At 43.3% G+C, this 14,529-nt stretch carries 16 protein-coding genes; 1 reads left to right on the top strand and 15 read right to left on the bottom strand.

The genetic code is table 11. The annotated features are described in order from the left end of the window. Nucleotides 1-6: 6 nt before the first annotated feature. The 7 genes from ACVBJC_RS16470 to ACVBJC_RS16440 all read right to left on the bottom strand — a co-directional run bounded on the left by ACVBJC_RS16470 (nt 7) and on the right by ACVBJC_RS16440 (nt 7,678). On the bottom strand, nt 7-1,158 hold the full coding sequence (locus ACVBJC_RS16470; RefSeq protein ID WP_447161995.1) for an AI-2E family transporter: 1,152 nt from the start codon (nt 1,156-1,158) through the stop codon (nt 7-9). Between the two features lies 1 nt (nt 1,159). Continuing rightward, nucleotides 1,160-1,837: a potassium channel family protein gene (locus ACVBJC_RS16465; RefSeq protein WP_447161994.1), complete on the bottom strand. Its 678-nt coding sequence runs from the start codon at nt 1,835-1,837 to the stop codon at nt 1,160-1,162. Between the two features lie 329 nt (nt 1,838-2,166). After that, entirely contained in the window at nt 2,167-3,426 is a 1,260-nt protein-coding gene (locus ACVBJC_RS16460) for an ABC transporter permease (RefSeq protein ID WP_447162020.1), read from the bottom strand. A gap of 50 nt (nt 3,427-3,476) precedes the next feature. Next, the gene (locus tag ACVBJC_RS16455) at nt 3,477-4,637 is read right to left on the bottom strand and encodes an efflux RND transporter periplasmic adaptor subunit (RefSeq protein ID WP_447162019.1); all 1,161 of its coding nucleotides are present in this window, start codon (nt 4,635-4,637) and stop codon (nt 3,477-3,479) included. A gap of 68 nt (nt 4,638-4,705) precedes the next feature. Then, the gene (locus ACVBJC_RS16450; RefSeq protein ID WP_447161993.1) at nt 4,706-5,872 is read right to left on the bottom strand and encodes an efflux RND transporter periplasmic adaptor subunit; all 1,167 of its coding nucleotides are present in this window, start codon (nt 5,870-5,872) and stop codon (nt 4,706-4,708) included. Further along, on the bottom strand, nt 5,869-7,002 hold the full coding sequence (locus ACVBJC_RS16445; protein ID WP_447161992.1) for an HlyD family secretion protein: 1,134 nt from the start codon (nt 7,000-7,002) through the stop codon (nt 5,869-5,871). Before ACVBJC_RS16445 ends, ACVBJC_RS16450 begins: the two co-directional genes overlap by 4 nt. Next, entirely contained in the window at nt 6,992-7,678 is a 687-nt protein-coding gene (locus ACVBJC_RS16440; RefSeq protein WP_447161991.1) for an ABC transporter ATP-binding protein, read from the bottom strand. The genes ACVBJC_RS16445 and ACVBJC_RS16440 overlap by 11 nt, the downstream gene beginning before the upstream one ends. Nucleotides 7,679-8,065: 387 nt before the next feature. Here ACVBJC_RS16440 and ACVBJC_RS16435 point away from each other — a divergent pair, with 387 nt between their 5' ends. Further along, on the top strand, nt 8,066-8,284 hold the full coding sequence (locus tag ACVBJC_RS16435; RefSeq protein WP_447161990.1) for a DUF7661 family protein: 219 nt from the start codon (nt 8,066-8,068) through the stop codon (nt 8,282-8,284). On the opposite strand, the gene ACVBJC_RS16430 is transcribed toward ACVBJC_RS16435, so the two are convergent. The 8 genes from ACVBJC_RS16430 to pnuC all read right to left on the bottom strand — a co-directional run bounded on the left by ACVBJC_RS16430 (nt 8,276) and on the right by pnuC (nt 14,515). Next, complete coding sequence (locus ACVBJC_RS16430; RefSeq protein WP_447161989.1) at nt 8,276-8,665, bottom strand: hypothetical protein; 390 nt, start codon at nt 8,663-8,665, stop codon at nt 8,276-8,278. The genes ACVBJC_RS16435 and ACVBJC_RS16430 overlap by 9 nt on opposite strands. 254 nt (nt 8,666-8,919) lie before the next feature. Continuing rightward, the gene (locus ACVBJC_RS16425) at nt 8,920-9,324 is read right to left on the bottom strand and encodes a hypothetical protein (protein ID WP_447161988.1); all 405 of its coding nucleotides are present in this window, start codon (nt 9,322-9,324) and stop codon (nt 8,920-8,922) included. A gap of 231 nt (nt 9,325-9,555) precedes the next feature. Then, the gene (locus ACVBJC_RS16420) at nt 9,556-10,158 is read right to left on the bottom strand and encodes a GNAT family N-acetyltransferase (protein WP_447161987.1); all 603 of its coding nucleotides are present in this window, start codon (nt 10,156-10,158) and stop codon (nt 9,556-9,558) included. A 102-nt stretch (nt 10,159-10,260) separates the two neighbouring features. Next, nucleotides 10,261-10,809: an NAD(P)H nitroreductase gene (locus ACVBJC_RS16415; RefSeq protein WP_447161986.1), complete on the bottom strand. Its 549-nt coding sequence runs from the start codon at nt 10,807-10,809 to the stop codon at nt 10,261-10,263. Between the two features lie 253 nt (nt 10,810-11,062). Then, entirely contained in the window at nt 11,063-11,656 is a 594-nt protein-coding gene (locus tag ACVBJC_RS16410; RefSeq protein WP_447161985.1) for an HvfX family Cu-binding RiPP maturation protein, read from the bottom strand. A gap of 88 nt (nt 11,657-11,744) precedes the next feature. Then, a complete protein-coding gene (locus ACVBJC_RS16405) occupies nt 11,745-12,587 on the bottom strand; it encodes a DUF6279 family lipoprotein (protein WP_447161984.1) in 843 nt (280 codons plus the stop codon). Nucleotides 12,588-12,796: 209 nt separating this feature from the next. After that, nucleotides 12,797-13,852, bottom strand: a complete 1,056-nt coding sequence (locus ACVBJC_RS16400) for a phosphotransferase (protein WP_447161983.1) — start codon at nt 13,850-13,852, stop codon at nt 12,797-12,799. Further along, nucleotides 13,853-14,515: a nicotinamide riboside transporter PnuC gene (gene pnuC, locus ACVBJC_RS16395; RefSeq protein ID WP_447161982.1), complete on the bottom strand. Its 663-nt coding sequence runs from the start codon at nt 14,513-14,515 to the stop codon at nt 13,853-13,855. Between the last annotated feature and the right edge of the window lie 14 nt (nt 14,516-14,529).

Below are 14,529 nucleotides of genomic sequence, written 5' to 3'. Positions count from 1 at the left end.
CGAAGTTTATTCATCAGCCCCGCCATAAGCTGGCGCACTCACAGGTTTAGCGTCAGGATCTGTAACGGGTTGAGCATCTGGGGCTTGTCCCTCTTCGGTTTTGAGCCAAGTTATAAATAACTCATACCAAATAGCCAAGATTACCGCCCCTAAGAACAAACCTATGATCCCAGCGGTGATCATACCGCCAATCGCGCCGATAAGAATGACCGGCATTGGCACATCGACCCCACGTCCCATCAGCATAGGTTTTAGGAAACTATCAGAAACGCCTGCAATCAATACCCAAACAGTAAAGATGGTAGCAGGGGTTGAATCATGAGTTGAAAATACATAGAAAATAAGCGGCAATACCACTAACAGTGGTGGCAGTTGCGCGATACCGAGAATAAACACAATAAAGGTAAATATTCCCGCAGCAGGAATACTAAAGGTAAATAATGCAGAGCCAATTAAAATACTTTGAATAAACGCAACGCCAACCACACCCAGTAATACACTACGGATCGTGGCTGCAGTTAAACTTGTCCACTCTTCACCGTGCTTACCTACTACTTTTACCGCCACGGTGCTGACTGCTGCTGCAGATTTCTCGGCATGCGCCATAAAGCCACCAGCAATGGCCAGTGAAATGATAAACATCACTAAAGACCCTAAGCTACTACCTAGCATACCCGCCGCTGCACTGACGCCTGTTTTAATTTGGGGTAAAAAGTGCAGTACCGCCTTCTCTAAATTAGTCGCAAATAATGCCCAAATATCATAAAGTTTATCGCCTATAAGCGGAATGTCTGCAATTTTTTGTGTTGGCCCAGGAATATCAACTTCACCAGACTGTAGCACTGTAATGATGTGTGACACCCCATCGAAAATTGAGCTTGAAACAATCCAGAAGGGTGCAATAAGCAACAGTATTCCTGCCAAAGCGAGAATCGTTGATGCAAGCCCTCGGCGCCCTTTTAATGCCTTTTCAAGCTTTTGCGTCATTGGCATAAGGGCAACTGCAATAATAGCTCCCCAAAGTACAGGGATAATAAATGGCTTGATGATATCTAAAGTCCAAACAACCAGAATAAACAGTAAGCCAATCCTTATTGCCGATTCCATCATATTGTTGATGAACAACTTACTTTGGGTATGCTGCATAGGGTTTTCCATATTAACCTTCCTGTTGTGTTTCTTTTTGAGCTAATCCAGCGCTCACTAAACTTGCAACGACAATTGCCATATAAAACACGCCTGCAATCGCCTCCATATATACCGCAACTTGTGCAAAAGGCGTATTAGGGCTGATATCGCCATAACCTAAAGTGGTTAACGTGACAAAGCTAAAATAAGCCATTTGTGAAAAATTTTGTCCCCAAACACTATGCTCAATACCTGAAAAAGCGTGAGGCGATAATGCTAAAATTAAGAGATATACTAAAGCCCACATCAAGCCTAGCAGTAAAAAAAGCGCAATAGAGCCGACGACCTTGTTGCCATCAACTGAACCAGAAAATAGGATTTGCTGAGCGATAGAGCTAAAAGTGCCCCAGAAAAAGACAAACATAAGGCCAAGCATAAAGAGATCAACATGTGGTACTGACATAAATTTTTTGACGGCCGCCGCCAAAAGCCAAACAATGATAAGCCCCTGCATAAAGCGCTTCCAGCGCTTATCGACCCCGAGACTGACCACACATACCCAGAAAGTAACGGCAATAATGACCTCAAGTATGGACTCTAGCATACCATCAGCGACCGTTTTGACTAATGAGGCACTAAGCAGCAACACCACTAGCGCTGCTGTCATATAGTAAAAGTTATTATCTTTTGTGATTATATTTCTGAACAATCTGTCGAGTCCCTGTCAGTTATCATTTTACCGGCCATATAACCAGCGGTTCAGCTTAGCTAATGCTTCCAATACAATAGCTTAATTTATCCTCAAATGCCGAAACTTTTAACATTCTGATAAAGATTTCATCTACGTTAATATGTCAAAAATAGCCGCAATTTCATAGCCATGTCAGTATTGACATTAAAAACACAAAAAATAACCCGCGATAAAAACTGCGGGTTATTAATACTAACGAACGACTTTAACAAGGCTATTTACTCACGCTTTTCACTCACATTTTTTACTAAAAAATTATAAAACCAGCAAAAAACAGTGATAACAGCTTAATCCCGTTGCAGCGCAACAATAGGGTCAAGCTTAGCCGCTTTATTGGCTGGGTATAAACCAAAGCCAACGCCAATCGTCATACACACACCGAGTGCCAGCAGTATGGAGAACGGTGACCAGGCTACAGGCCAGCCAGCAGCAGACGAGATAATTAGCGCCAGCAATAACCCAACTCCGATACCAATAATGCCGCCCGTCGCCGAGATAGCAATGCTCTCAATCAAGAACTGACGAGCAATATCCTTACGTTTAGCGCCTAAAGCACGTAACAGACCAATTTCGCCTGTTCGCTCTAAAATAGTCGCGAGCATAATATTCATAATACCTATACCACCGACCAACAATGAAATGCCTGCAACACAGGCCATCACAATATTGAAGATCTGCTGGGTCTTTTGATGTTGAGCCAGTAGATCTGCTGGAACCACCACATCAAAATCTTTCTCACCACCGTGGCGCCTATTTAGCAGGTGTTGCAAACTTTTGGCAGCAAGCGAAGGGGCTACTCCATCAGCTAAAGCCAACTTAAACGCATCAAGTTCACTCTCTAAACTCTTAAATTGCATTTTTTTAAGCGCTGTCGTTAATGGAATAAAGACTTGGTTACGCTCCCCACCAAGCTTCACGCCTTGAATGCTAGACTTAGAGCCCTCTTTTTCTGATAACACGCCAACAACGGTAAACCATTGATGGTTTACTTTAATCAGGTTGTTTATCGCATTGCCCTGAGGAAATAAACTTCTGGCAGCTTCTGGCCCCAATACCGCAACCTGTTGATAGTAAGCTTCATCAGTATCATTGAGTGTTCGTCCCTCACCTAGCGGCAGTGAACTCAGCTCGAAATAACTGGGAGTGACTCCAACCACTTTTGCATCGCTGCGACCTTTGAGGCTAAACAGGCTGAACACTTTTACGTACTTCTCAGCACTCCAATTCTCAACAAATGGCAAGGTATCACGAGCACTTTCGATATCTCTCAGGCTTAATCCAATGCTGTGTTCTCGTATAGACTTAAGCGCCTCACCTTCGGCGCTACGTGCGTTAACGACTAAGTTTTTAACCCCCATAGACTCAATCATTTTTAATGCTTCGCGCTCCGCCCCTTCGCCAACACTTAGCATAGCGATAACCGCACCGACACCAAAAATCATACCGAGCAAAGTTAAAGAAGTGCGTAATTTATGGTGACGCATTTCATCGAACGCTTGTTTAATCCCTTCCCAATATACGGCAATAGGCACAGATGACTTATTCATAACGTCCTTTTTAAGTGGTTTGACTAGGCTCACCGAGGCTCTGTTAGCGGTCATACACGATTCCTCTTCGGTGGTGTGGTCAATGCAATGGTATCCCCTTGCTTCAAGCCTTCGGTGATCACGGTTCGATTCAAGCTGCGATTACCAAGTTTAACGCTTTGCTTAGCAAAACCAGCCGATGTTTGTAGATAGACCCAATACTCACCTGACTTTTGGAACAGAGCTTGATTTGGCACGGTAATCACATCTTTAAGATCAAGTGCGTGTACCATGGCATTCACTTGTCTGCCTGGTTGCATAATTGCAGTTAAGGTTTTATCTAAAGTGACTGTGACCTCAAAATAATTAACTGGGCTGTCCTGCTCTTTAGCTTTTGCCAATGCATCGAGCTGCGTTAAGGTACCGTTTATTGCAAATTCTGGATATGCATCAAGATATAACGTCACAGCCTTGCCTATAGCCAAACCTAAGGCTTCTGATTCAAGCACATGCAATTTAGCCTGCATCTTTGAAGTGTCAGGAAGTAAGCCGATGGCCATACCTGACCACATCATGTCGCCAGCAGCGGGCAACTTGCCATTCCAACCCGTTTGCGCGACAAAAATGCCGTCATGAGGCGCAACAATCTCCATCTGCTTTAGATTACCGGTATAACGGTTCATCTTGGCCTGATGGCCTTTTTGCTTTAACTTGATGAGCTCTTGTTCTGCTTGGGCTTGAGAACCATGCTGACTCAGCCCCCAATCATAAAAGTCCATTTTGGCTTCAAGGTAATCTTGATTGCGCATCTGATCGATAATATCGATTTTGGTATAAACTCGTTCATCGTCACTGAAAAATTGTTCGGCTAAATCTTGCTCCTGCGCGGTCAGTTTTGTATCAGTAGTCAAACTCTTATCGATGGTTTTATCCCGCTGGCTCTGGATCTGGCTATCGAGACCTAGACGATCATAATCGAGCGCCTCCATCTCTAAGCGGAACCGTTCTCGCGACCCATCCATTCGTGCAACAACATCACCGGTTTTAACCGTACTGAAATTGTCCATGATCCAAGCTAAAGACTGCGGGCCTCTAAGCCCTGTAGGTACATTGACCGTAGTCGAGTTACTCGCCTCTAACTCACCCGATGCAGGAATATCAACTTTAAAGTCAGAGCGATGAACCTCAACGGTTAACACACCATTATTTGCAGGATCACTACAAGCTGTCATGACTAGCAAGCCAGTGACGAATAAAGCACGACGAACATAGCGCCTTTTATTTGTTAAATGAGTGATTATCATGGCAGCAACACCTCCTCTCCTTCCGTTAATCCTGAGGTAATTGCTACTCGCTCTTTCCCCATATCCCCTAAGCCAACATATTGTTTACTTTCGGTAAATATCCCCGGCTTTAATACATATGCTTTGCCGCGTTCATAATGCACAGCATCTAAAGACAAGAGTAATTCAGGATTGTTATTGGCGATATCGATACTTATTTTTGCGGTCATCCCTGGGCGCATCATCTCTGTATCAGGTTGCTCAATACTGGCGACAGCATCAAATATAACCAAGGGGACATCTTGATTTTTAACTCTAAACACTGCGCCAAGTTCAATTATTTTGCCGTTAAAGCTTTTCTCAGGATTAGCATCGAGACGAATTTTTAATGCTTGGCCAATCTTAACTCGCCCAGCTTCAACTTCAGGGATGGTCATGTTGACTTGCATGTGTTGCAGATCGGGAATACTTAATACAGAGTCACCGACGAAAATATTTTGTCCTTCAGCGACTTTATTGCCTTGTTGATCATTGCCATAAACCACCATACCATCTCTTGGCGCAATTAATGTCAGTGACTTTATCCCCTTTTCGAGAGCGGCGACTTCAGAGGCAAACTTTTGCTGATCACCAGCTAACATTTTCATTCTCTGTTCAGCGCTTTCGATTTCAAGCTCAATTTTTTGATTAATTAATTGAACCCTGTCTTTAGCGATAACTTCATCTTTTAGGTATTTTTGTTGATCGATAACCGAAACAGTTATATCTGAAATGTCGACTTTAAGTTGACTCTTTTCTTGTTCCATTTTGGCTTCGGCTAGCTCAAGCTTTAGCTCTTGTAACTTTTTGGCATTACGCAGTTTCGAGGTTTCGATATCTTGAATGGTGGTCGCCAAATTTGCTGCTTTCACAGAAAGCCTTTGGGTTAATGTCGAGGTATCAAGCTGAGCCACTCTATCGCCTTGCTTGACTTCACTGCCCTCTGGAGCCAACATTTTTACCTGATACTGCCACACTCGACGCAGTGCCGGCGGCCTTAAGCTCACCGTATTAGCTGAAACGAGCTCCCCCGTCACCTCAATTTGTTGCTCTAAAATCCCTGACTCAACTTGAGTCACTACATATTGGCTACAGCCTGTGAGAATTGCAGCTAACATCAATGTATTAATGGCTGTCATCTTCATGATGAAGTCACTCCCGTTTCTATTAATACGCTCATTCCAGGAATGATCTCAACTCGCTCGTCACGGTTAAATTTAATCGACAATTTAAACCAGTTACTTTTACCCCATGCCGGTTGCTTACTGGCTTGTCGACTAATCGTGTCGACACTACCGCTTAAGGTTATTGTTGATTGAGAATCGAGCCTTAGGCGGACAGTTTCGCCAATGGTTAGACGGTCTACATCGACTTCATTGACCCATGCAATTACCTCTAAATCATCAAGTGCGGGGATATTGGCAACTTGTCTGCCTATTTGCGCGTTATCACCCACCGAGTATTTTTTGTCGCTCCAAGGATCGCGAGAATAAAGTACTGGGCCTGCAATATCGGCGTGCAGCTCAAGTTGCTCTAGTCCCGATAAGGCTTGAGATAACTCAAGTTCAGCGCGCTTTTTATCAATCGCCAACTGGGATAATGATGCTGTGCGCTTATCTTGGATCTCGGCTAAAGCTTGCTGTTTTTTGGATAATTCAGACTCGGTTTTGAGCTGATTAAATTGATTGTCAGCGTAATCTTTAGCCGCAATAAAGTCAGCCGGAATAGCGGCATCTAACTGCGCTTTTTCTAATTCAAGCCGGGCTTGCTTAAGTTCAAATTTGGCTTGTAATAACTGCGCATTGAGCTCTATCGATTGGCTCTGTTCCTGCGCAGTCACTCGTAATAAGCTCGCTTCAAGCTGCTCAATTTGATTATCAATTTCACTCTTATCGAAAATAACCACGACTTGCCCAGGCTCAGCTAAGCTCCCCTCTGGCATCATCCACTGAATTTGATAGCGCCACGTATCGCCAGCCTTTGGCACCACAAAAGCTTGTGATACGACAGAGGCGACCTGTCCTGTCAGTAACAGCGGCGTCAAATCAGCTTTGTTTAACGAGTCTACGTCAGCATAGGCTAATGAGTTATCAGAGCTCTGGTTTATTGTTTTCGTTTGAGAACTCGACAAGGCGCTAGCAAGCGACTCTGCACCAGCGGTTGCTGATACACTCACATTGACCAGCATGGCAACAGATAAGCTAAGCACCATCCGAGGGAGCACACTCTTTGCTTTGATCATGACACGGTGATTAACCAAGGTATTAAGCGGCATTGTCACCTCTTTCTTCAATTTCTACGATGTCGCCATCTCGCATACGAATAACACGCTGAGCATAGGCTGCGACTTCTTCTTCGTGAGTCACGAGAACGATGGTCTGACCCGCTTTATGTAACTCAGTAAATAGCGCCATGATCTCAACTGACGTTTTACTATCGAGTGCACCAGTCGGCTCATCGGCTAACAAAATAGCGGGACGATTAACTAAAGACCGCGCAATAGCGACACGCTGTCTTTGGCCACCAGACAGTTGGTTTGGCCTATGGTCATGTCTAGATCCTAAGCCCACTCGCTCAAGAAGTTCGTGTGCATAGTCAGTATCTTGCTGTGCATCAGCTGAAAACCTTAAAGGTAATAATACATTTTGAAGGGCCGACAAACGCGGCAGCAGATGAAAGCTTTGAAATACAAAACCAATCTCTTTATTTCGCACCGCAGACAAGGCGTCATCATCTAACTCAGCCACTTCCTGGTCATTTAGGCTGTAGTTCCCCGACGTAGGCTTATCAAGGCAGCCTATAATATTCATTAATGTCGACTTACCAGAGCCCGACGGGCCCATAATCGCAACAAACTCATTTCTTGCGATTGAGAAGCTCACCCCATTGAGCGCTTTAACTAAGCTTTCGCCCATGGGGTATTCTTTTGTTAATTGATGAACTTTAATCATAAGGTTCTCATATAGCAGAATTAGTGAAAATCATATAAATGCTTATATCATACAGATAAGTGGATATAGGCCGTTTAGATGGTCTGCAAAAAAGTGTAAATAATCGTAATACAATTGGATTAATTATCGGACAACTATTTTCACAAATTGTTTTCGGTGAAGACTAGCTTGAAAAACGCCGACTAATTAAATCTATCATTTAGAAGAGCATGAGGCGCTAACGCGATAAAAGCTGATGGGGGGTGATGCTGAAACATTTTTCTTCCTTGCTTAACCTAAGAACATCTCAATCCATTTGAAATACTTTATACAAAATACGTAAGTTCATAGCGAAACGCAAGCACTTGCAAACCCAGTTCCGATGTCTGCGACTCAGGAGTTTCAATATTGATAACCAAATTCGATCTGTTCGTCAAACCAATGTCAGTAGTTAGAAAAGCGCATGAATGGCATCTATTTAATAAGCCTTGCATAGGTATTCGTACCAGAGTCTATGATGTGGTTATACCAATGGATCTGAAACAAGATGAGCTAGGAACACACTTAGAAGATATCTATCATGAGCACTGCTCAATAGCCCATCGGCAAGTGACGAGGTTAACTTAACATCGCGCCTGCTAAGGTGAACAAGGATATTGGAACGAAAAATACCCACTGGAATAAATACTTAAATGGCATTTCGAGGCTACTCATAAATCCGATATAAATCTGCCATATTGCAAATAAGCCAAAGTTGAGTGCGATAAATATCAGCATGCCAAAGCTTTGCATGGCTGAAATAGCGTTAAATGAACAAGCCAGTAAGACCATGCTTGATAGCACCAGAAATACCGAAATATAATGAAAAACACAGTGCATAATCACTTTTGCCACTGGATCAAAGGCAGCAGTCTGCATTGGCTGTAAAAAGTGTTTTCGGCCGTAGGTAAAATGACCAACACACGTTAAGGCTGTAATCCCCCCAGCAATCAGCAGATAAATATTCATGAGTGACTCCCACTAAATCAACAATATTGAATCAAACCTACCGCTAAACAGAGTTTCAATTATGGTGTCCAATTTTAGAAAGCAATTATAAAAAGCAAGTTTGGATAGCAGTTATAAAAAACAAGTTTCGAAAGCACAAGTTAGAAGGCTAGAGTTTGAATAATAGACAGGATATTAGCAAAAATCATTTCACAAATTATGTAATTTACTGAGGCTAAACGTGCTCAAGTCTAGCCCCAATAAGGTGAAAATGGTTACATGGAGACCATAGTCCAATAATCGAGACGTTTCTCCGGTTCGGCTAGAATGCTCTGACAGGTCTCTTTATATTTACCCATCAGTGGGCCTAAATTTTTCGCATTTGGCATACTAGCTCGGTGCTTTTCAGCCGCTGCAGTTATCGCTGCAGAAACTTCATCTTCGGTTTTAAATTGTTGTGCAAGCTCCTTAGCTTGCTCACCAGACACCTTTAAGCGTTCAACTACCGCCGCCATCTGAGGTGCATTCATCGCAGAAATTGCCTCCGTAGCGATATGATAATAAGCCGCACAATCGGCAAGTTCGCCAACAAAGGCCTCTTCAGCCTCCCCCGCGAAACTATTAAAAGAGAGTGAGCTAGCACCGAGGATCAATAAAGCTAAATTCGTTTTTGCAAACATTGAAGGTTATCCTTTTCTTTTTAGTCGCTAATATTTAGCATTAAAACAGCTTCGAGCATCCATTTCTACTTTAGCTTTTAATGAATATCAAGAGTATAGCGAAGATAACTCGTTCTCTTTTAAAAAAGAACCAGTTTAATACTGGCTTTACTGTCATTTTAGCGATGAGTGCTCTGTACGCCATTTCTTTCATTACAACATTTCTGTATTACAACATTAGGTCGCGTTAACTCACGAAGCTTGATACCCAAGCAGTTTATCTTTCAACCCTTGCTTCACGTCATGCCATTCGGCATCGATTATCGAGTACACAACAGTGTCTCTGACAGTGCCATTACTCAAAATTTGATGATTACGCAAAATACCGTCTTGGTTAGCGCCTAACCGGCAAATCGCTTGGCGTGACACTTGGTTTTGAATATGCGTTCTAAATTCTACCGCCATTACGTCTAGAGTTTCAAAAGCGTAAGACAGTATAAGTAGCTTTGCTTCGGTGTTAACCGCGGTGCGCTGTGCACTTTTTGCGTACCAGGTGTAACCTATCTCTAAGCGGCGATGTTGCTGCTGCCAGTTACAAATACGTGTACAGCCGACTATCGCACCCGAGTGACGTTCTCGAACCGCAAAGGCTAATGCCTCTCCTCGAGCCTCTGCCTCTAACGCCGCGGTAATATAGGCTTTCATCTCGTCTGGATGAGGAGCTGATGCGTACCATATTTCCCACAAGTTCCCATCTGTGACAGCGATACTTAGCGCCGGTAAATGCTCCAATGATAAAGGTTCAAGTACAATATACTCACCAACTAAACTGGTTTCTTTTACTTCTGCGTTCACCACAACCTCCTGTATTTTTATTATTCTACGCTAGCATGGTAACAGACTCAGTTTAAGCTAACTCTTGATGAAATTAGCTCAACTCACATACGATGCAAGAATTTATAAATATCGGGCGAAACTCATGCCATCTTTTAGGGTTTTAGTAGGGGCATTGATAACCGGGGTACCTAAATAGAGAAAACCGACTATTTGATCTTTTGCTTGTAAGCCCAATAATTGATGCACCTTTGCATCGAAGGCAAATGCACCGGTACGCCAAATTCCTCCTAGCCCCTGAGCAAATGCCGCTTGCTGCATGGCCATCACTGCGCATCCTGCAGCAAGGTGTTGCTCAAACGCTGGCACTTTAGGGTGTTCAGTCACTTTAGCAACCACGGTGATCACCATTGGTGCTCTCAAAGGCATGTTTTTCGCTTTCTCGATAAAATCTTCGTCGGCGCCCTTTTCAATCAGTGCTTTTACAAACACTTCCCCTAGACGGGACAAACCATCTTCTTCGGCAATAATAAATTCCCAAGGCGTTAACCCCGCATGATCAGGTGCTCGCGTGGCAGCATCGAGGATATTTTGTAGTTGTTGTGAATTAGGTGCAGGAGTCGTCAGTCTTGGGGTTGATTGACGAGTTAAGAGTAATTCTAATGCGTCCAACTTATTATCCTTAATAGTGTTTTTACGAAAAAAAAGGGTCAAGAAACATGTACTCTTTGAGAGTATCAATTGCGCAAAAAAAATCCCACCTATTTAGTGGGATTTACCTTGTTTAATCATCGATTGATTAAAGCATTTACTCAACATAACGGCATTTATTGCTAACGGGTCGTAACGTATATAAGTTAAAAAGACGTTACCAACTCATTTAAACAAGCAGCTAGAGCACAGATGTAAACAGCCTGAGGCCCCATTAAGCCAGCCCATTACGCTTGGCAATATAATAATCAAGGCTTGTGTAACGCCCCCCGCCCATAAACAGCAATGCCAACAGCATAAACAGGTAGGTAACTGCGAACTCAATACCGTTATTCAAAATAACAAAGTTGCCTGAGCTAGTTAGCCACTCGTAATTACCATTTGCTTGTAAGATCTCTTTAGCACGCTCAAGCTTTTCAGCCGAGGCAATCACGTTATCATTCGCTAACCAAGAGCTTGGGTCGGCAATCGCTAACCAACCATTTTCGATATGTACACTAAGAGCGGCGACCAACATAGTGAACGCTAACGGAATCGAGATTAAGCGAGTCGCCAAGCCTAAAATAAGCAATGCCCCCCCCAAAAATTCGGTACCTGCAGCAAGTGCAACCATCACCTCAGGAAAAGGTAAGCCTAATCCCCAATCGGGATTACCAAACCATGCAGCGGTATCGCTGAAATGGGAAAGCTTGTTATAACCTGCTTGCATTAACACTGGCGCGAGATATAAACGCAAGGCCAGCGGCGCTATCCCTTCGCCACATTTTAGTAGCGTCAAAAATTTCTGGTAAAGTGTAACTAGTTGCATATCGTTCCCTCTTTGAATTTAATCCTCGGCTTAGCTGTATAGACCCTTACAACTTAGCCTATCTTTCAGCAAAAACGGTAAAGTTAGCTTAATCGGCCTCGCTGAGCTCATTAAGATCAACGATTAATGCATCCAGCTTCTTTTGAAAGTATCTTTTCTGGCTAGCACTTGCCAGCTGATTGAGTCGAATAAGTAATTGACCAAATTGTTCGGTATTGTTATCAAGTGAGGCTTTATATACGTCTGACTTAAGGCTGTCTGGCTGAGTGATTAACACGGTTAGGCTGTGAGATAGCGCCGCTTGGTTTTGCCGATTCTTCAGTGCTTGTGAAAATAGCCTTATCCATTCATGCCGATATTCAAGCCACATGTCTAAGCTCGATGCACGGCCTAGGTTATATTCATGTATGGCTTGCTTTTGCTTTGATGTCAGCTTCCCTATCCACTTCTTTACACGTTTGTTGATGCGTTTATCAGCCATTTCGACTAATGCCAGCCTATCTTTACCTAAATACTTTTGATTTAGCTCTTTTTCATCAACTCTAAGCTGCGCAATGATTTGTTTAACTTGTTCATCGGTAAAAGAACTTATAATCGGTACCAGAGAGGGGTTAATAAATTCAAAGCTTCTGTTCCAGTGCTGCTTTACCTGCTTAACTTGTGCAGCCCATATTGCGGGTGTCAGGCTTGCTTGTTGAAATTCAAGTGAGAGCAATGATAACTGTTTCGCGTACAAAGGAAGCTCTTCGGCTCGGTGCCAGATTAAAAACTGATTAAGTGCAGATTCAAATTGGGCTTGTTGCTGTGTGTTTAACGAGACATATTCTGCAAGTTTCCACTCTATGGCCCAATCTAAAAAATAGTAGCCCATCTTAGTCGAGCAACCCACAAGAGAGATAAGGAGTAACATCCATAAGCCAGCTTTTCTCATTGCTTCCCCTATTGTTCCAACTGTTTGGGCTTATCTTTAATCACCATATGAATATTCAGTCATTAGCGTCTTTAACCTAGCATAGAACATCGGCAGGAATTCGCTCGGTTACAACATGTGTGGGGTAATTAAGAAGCAGGGAAAAATGTAAGCGCCCGCCATCATTATTACTGATAAATTAGCTTAGCTGGCACTAAGTACAACATCCACTAGGTACAGCAGGCAATTAACTCATTATATTGCTGAGCACTGTCCAAGTAATCTTCGACTAAATGGGCTCCCTCGCCATCAGCTAACTTTGTAATTTCGCCCTCTTTTACTAAGCAATCAAATGCCATTTGTAGTGCCCAGCACACTGCAAACACCCAATACAGATCGACGGCGGCAGTGACGGCATTTCTTGCTTTGTTATTTAGGTTCGGGTGAGCAACTAAGTAGTTGTCAATCAGCCAATGGCGCTGCTCTGATGACAGAGAATGGCTGGCAATCACGGCTGCAAGATCGCATAAAGGGTGTGAGCTACAGGCATATTCAAAATCGATGCATTTAAGCTTATCTTCAACCAGCAAAATATTATAGGGGTTCAGATCTCGGTGGCTAAACTGAAGCTGAGTCACACAAGCACCGAGGCTATCAAGCATTGTATCAATCTGATGCGACTTAGCCAAAAGCCGTTGATAAAGCTGCTGCCAACGAATCAATAGCGCCTGCTCTGCACATCTATCATCATTAGGTGAGCCCTGTAGCCGAGATAACTGCTTGTTCATTTCGGTTAATCGCGCCAAGTATCTCTGCCACTGTGTATCAACTGTCATCACATTACTGGGCCGAGGCAATTGCTTTAATCCGTTTAATAATTCAAGCAGCTTTTGCTCGGCTTTTGGCCAGATATTATGAGTGGTACTAATTGGGTGAGCCCCATTGGCACTCATTAAGTCATTCCAGCAATCTTGCTCATTCTGGGCAAAGAACTCACTTAAATAAAATGTTTTATCGGGGCTGACATAGACAATTTGTGGTGCAAGCTGAACCTTACTTGCAAGTTGCCAATTTAACACTTCGTCCTCTCGATTACAGATCTGAGAGCTCGCCCAACTATTGACTCTTAGTACCCACTCAGATTCAGTGGACTTACTCTGATGTAAGCCACGAATGTAATAGTTTTGATTGCTTAAGCCTTGCGTCAAAGGGGCTATCAGGCTGACATTTGTCAGCCCTGACTGCGCAAGATAAGGCGCCAGAATTTGAGTTAAACCTTGAGCCATTTAGGCGGTTCCTGCCGCTAAGTCAATCTCTTGCGTGGTTTGCTGCACGTACATTTTATTGCGCCACATGTAGTAGCCAAATACAACCATCCCAAGGTAAAGTACAAACAAAATGGCGGTTAACATCAAGCCTTTACTGACATAGAGATAAATAGAAACCGCATCAATAACAAACCAATAAATCCAGTTTTCTAGGACTTTTTTTGCCACCAAGTAAGTGGTCATAACCGCAAAACAGGTCGTCGCAGCATCTAAATAGGGGAAAGCGGCTTGAGTTTGAGTTGCCATGAAATGACCGATTAAAACAGCAATCAAGCTCGTGAGCCCTATTAATTTCAAATGCGTGCTCAGCTGCCATGAAACAATGTTCACCCCATCATGCTTTTTACCGCCTCGAGTCCACATCCAATAGCCATAAACAGCCATCGCCATATAGTAAATATTAAGCACGGACTCCATCAACAACGACACTTTCCAAAACAATACGGTATAAATCGCGGTACTGATAAACGCTGCCGCCCAACACCAAATGCTACCTTTCATCGCAAAAATAAGGTAGGCCAAAGCCAGTAAGACCGCTACAGCCTCCCAGCCCGTCAACGCTTCTGCTTCACTAAAAGCGGCAGTAAAACTATTGACTAACGCTAGCCAAAACTCAGACATAAATGGTGCCCTGT

Source organism: Shewanella sp. 0m-6, from assembly GCF_052977325.1.
The sequence above is the reverse complement of the archived record's forward strand: the minus strand, read 5'-3'. Positions and strand labels throughout refer to the sequence as shown.

Coding starts and splice junctions, on each gene's coding strand:
- ACVBJC_RS16470 (WP_447161995.1), bottom strand. CDS start 1,158: ATGGAAAACCCTATGCAGCATACCCAAAGTAAGTTGTTCATCAACAAT.
- ACVBJC_RS16460 (WP_447162020.1), bottom strand. CDS start 3,426: ATGAATAAGTCATCTGTGCCTATTGCCGTATATTGGGAAGGGATTAAA.
- ACVBJC_RS16455 (WP_447162019.1), bottom strand. CDS start 4,637: ATGACAGCTTGTAGTGATCCTGCAAATAATGGTGTGTTAACCGTTGAG.
- ACVBJC_RS16450 (WP_447161993.1), bottom strand. CDS start 5,872: ATGAAGATGACAGCCATTAATACATTGATGTTAGCTGCAATTCTCACA.
- ACVBJC_RS16445 (WP_447161992.1), bottom strand. CDS start 7,002: ATGCCGCTTAATACCTTGGTTAATCACCGTGTCATGATCAAAGCAAAG.
- ACVBJC_RS16440 (WP_447161991.1), bottom strand. CDS start 7,678: ATGATTAAAGTTCATCAATTAACAAAAGAATACCCCATGGGCGAAAGC.
- ACVBJC_RS16430 (WP_447161989.1), bottom strand. CDS start 8,665: ATGAATATTTATCTGCTGATTGCTGGGGGGATTACAGCCTTAACGTGT.
- ACVBJC_RS16425 (WP_447161988.1), bottom strand. CDS start 9,324: ATGTTTGCAAAAACGAATTTAGCTTTATTGATCCTCGGTGCTAGCTCA.
- ACVBJC_RS16410 (WP_447161985.1), bottom strand. CDS start 11,656: ATGCAACTAGTTACACTTTACCAGAAATTTTTGACGCTACTAAAATGT.
- ACVBJC_RS16405 (WP_447161984.1), bottom strand. CDS start 12,587: ATGAGAAAAGCTGGCTTATGGATGTTACTCCTTATCTCTCTTGTGGGT.
- ACVBJC_RS16400 (WP_447161983.1), bottom strand. CDS start 13,852: ATGGCTCAAGGTTTAACTCAAATTCTGGCGCCTTATCTTGCGCAGTCA.
- pnuC (WP_447161982.1), bottom strand. CDS start 14,515: ATGTCTGAGTTTTGGCTAGCGTTAGTCAATAGTTTTACTGCCGCTTTT.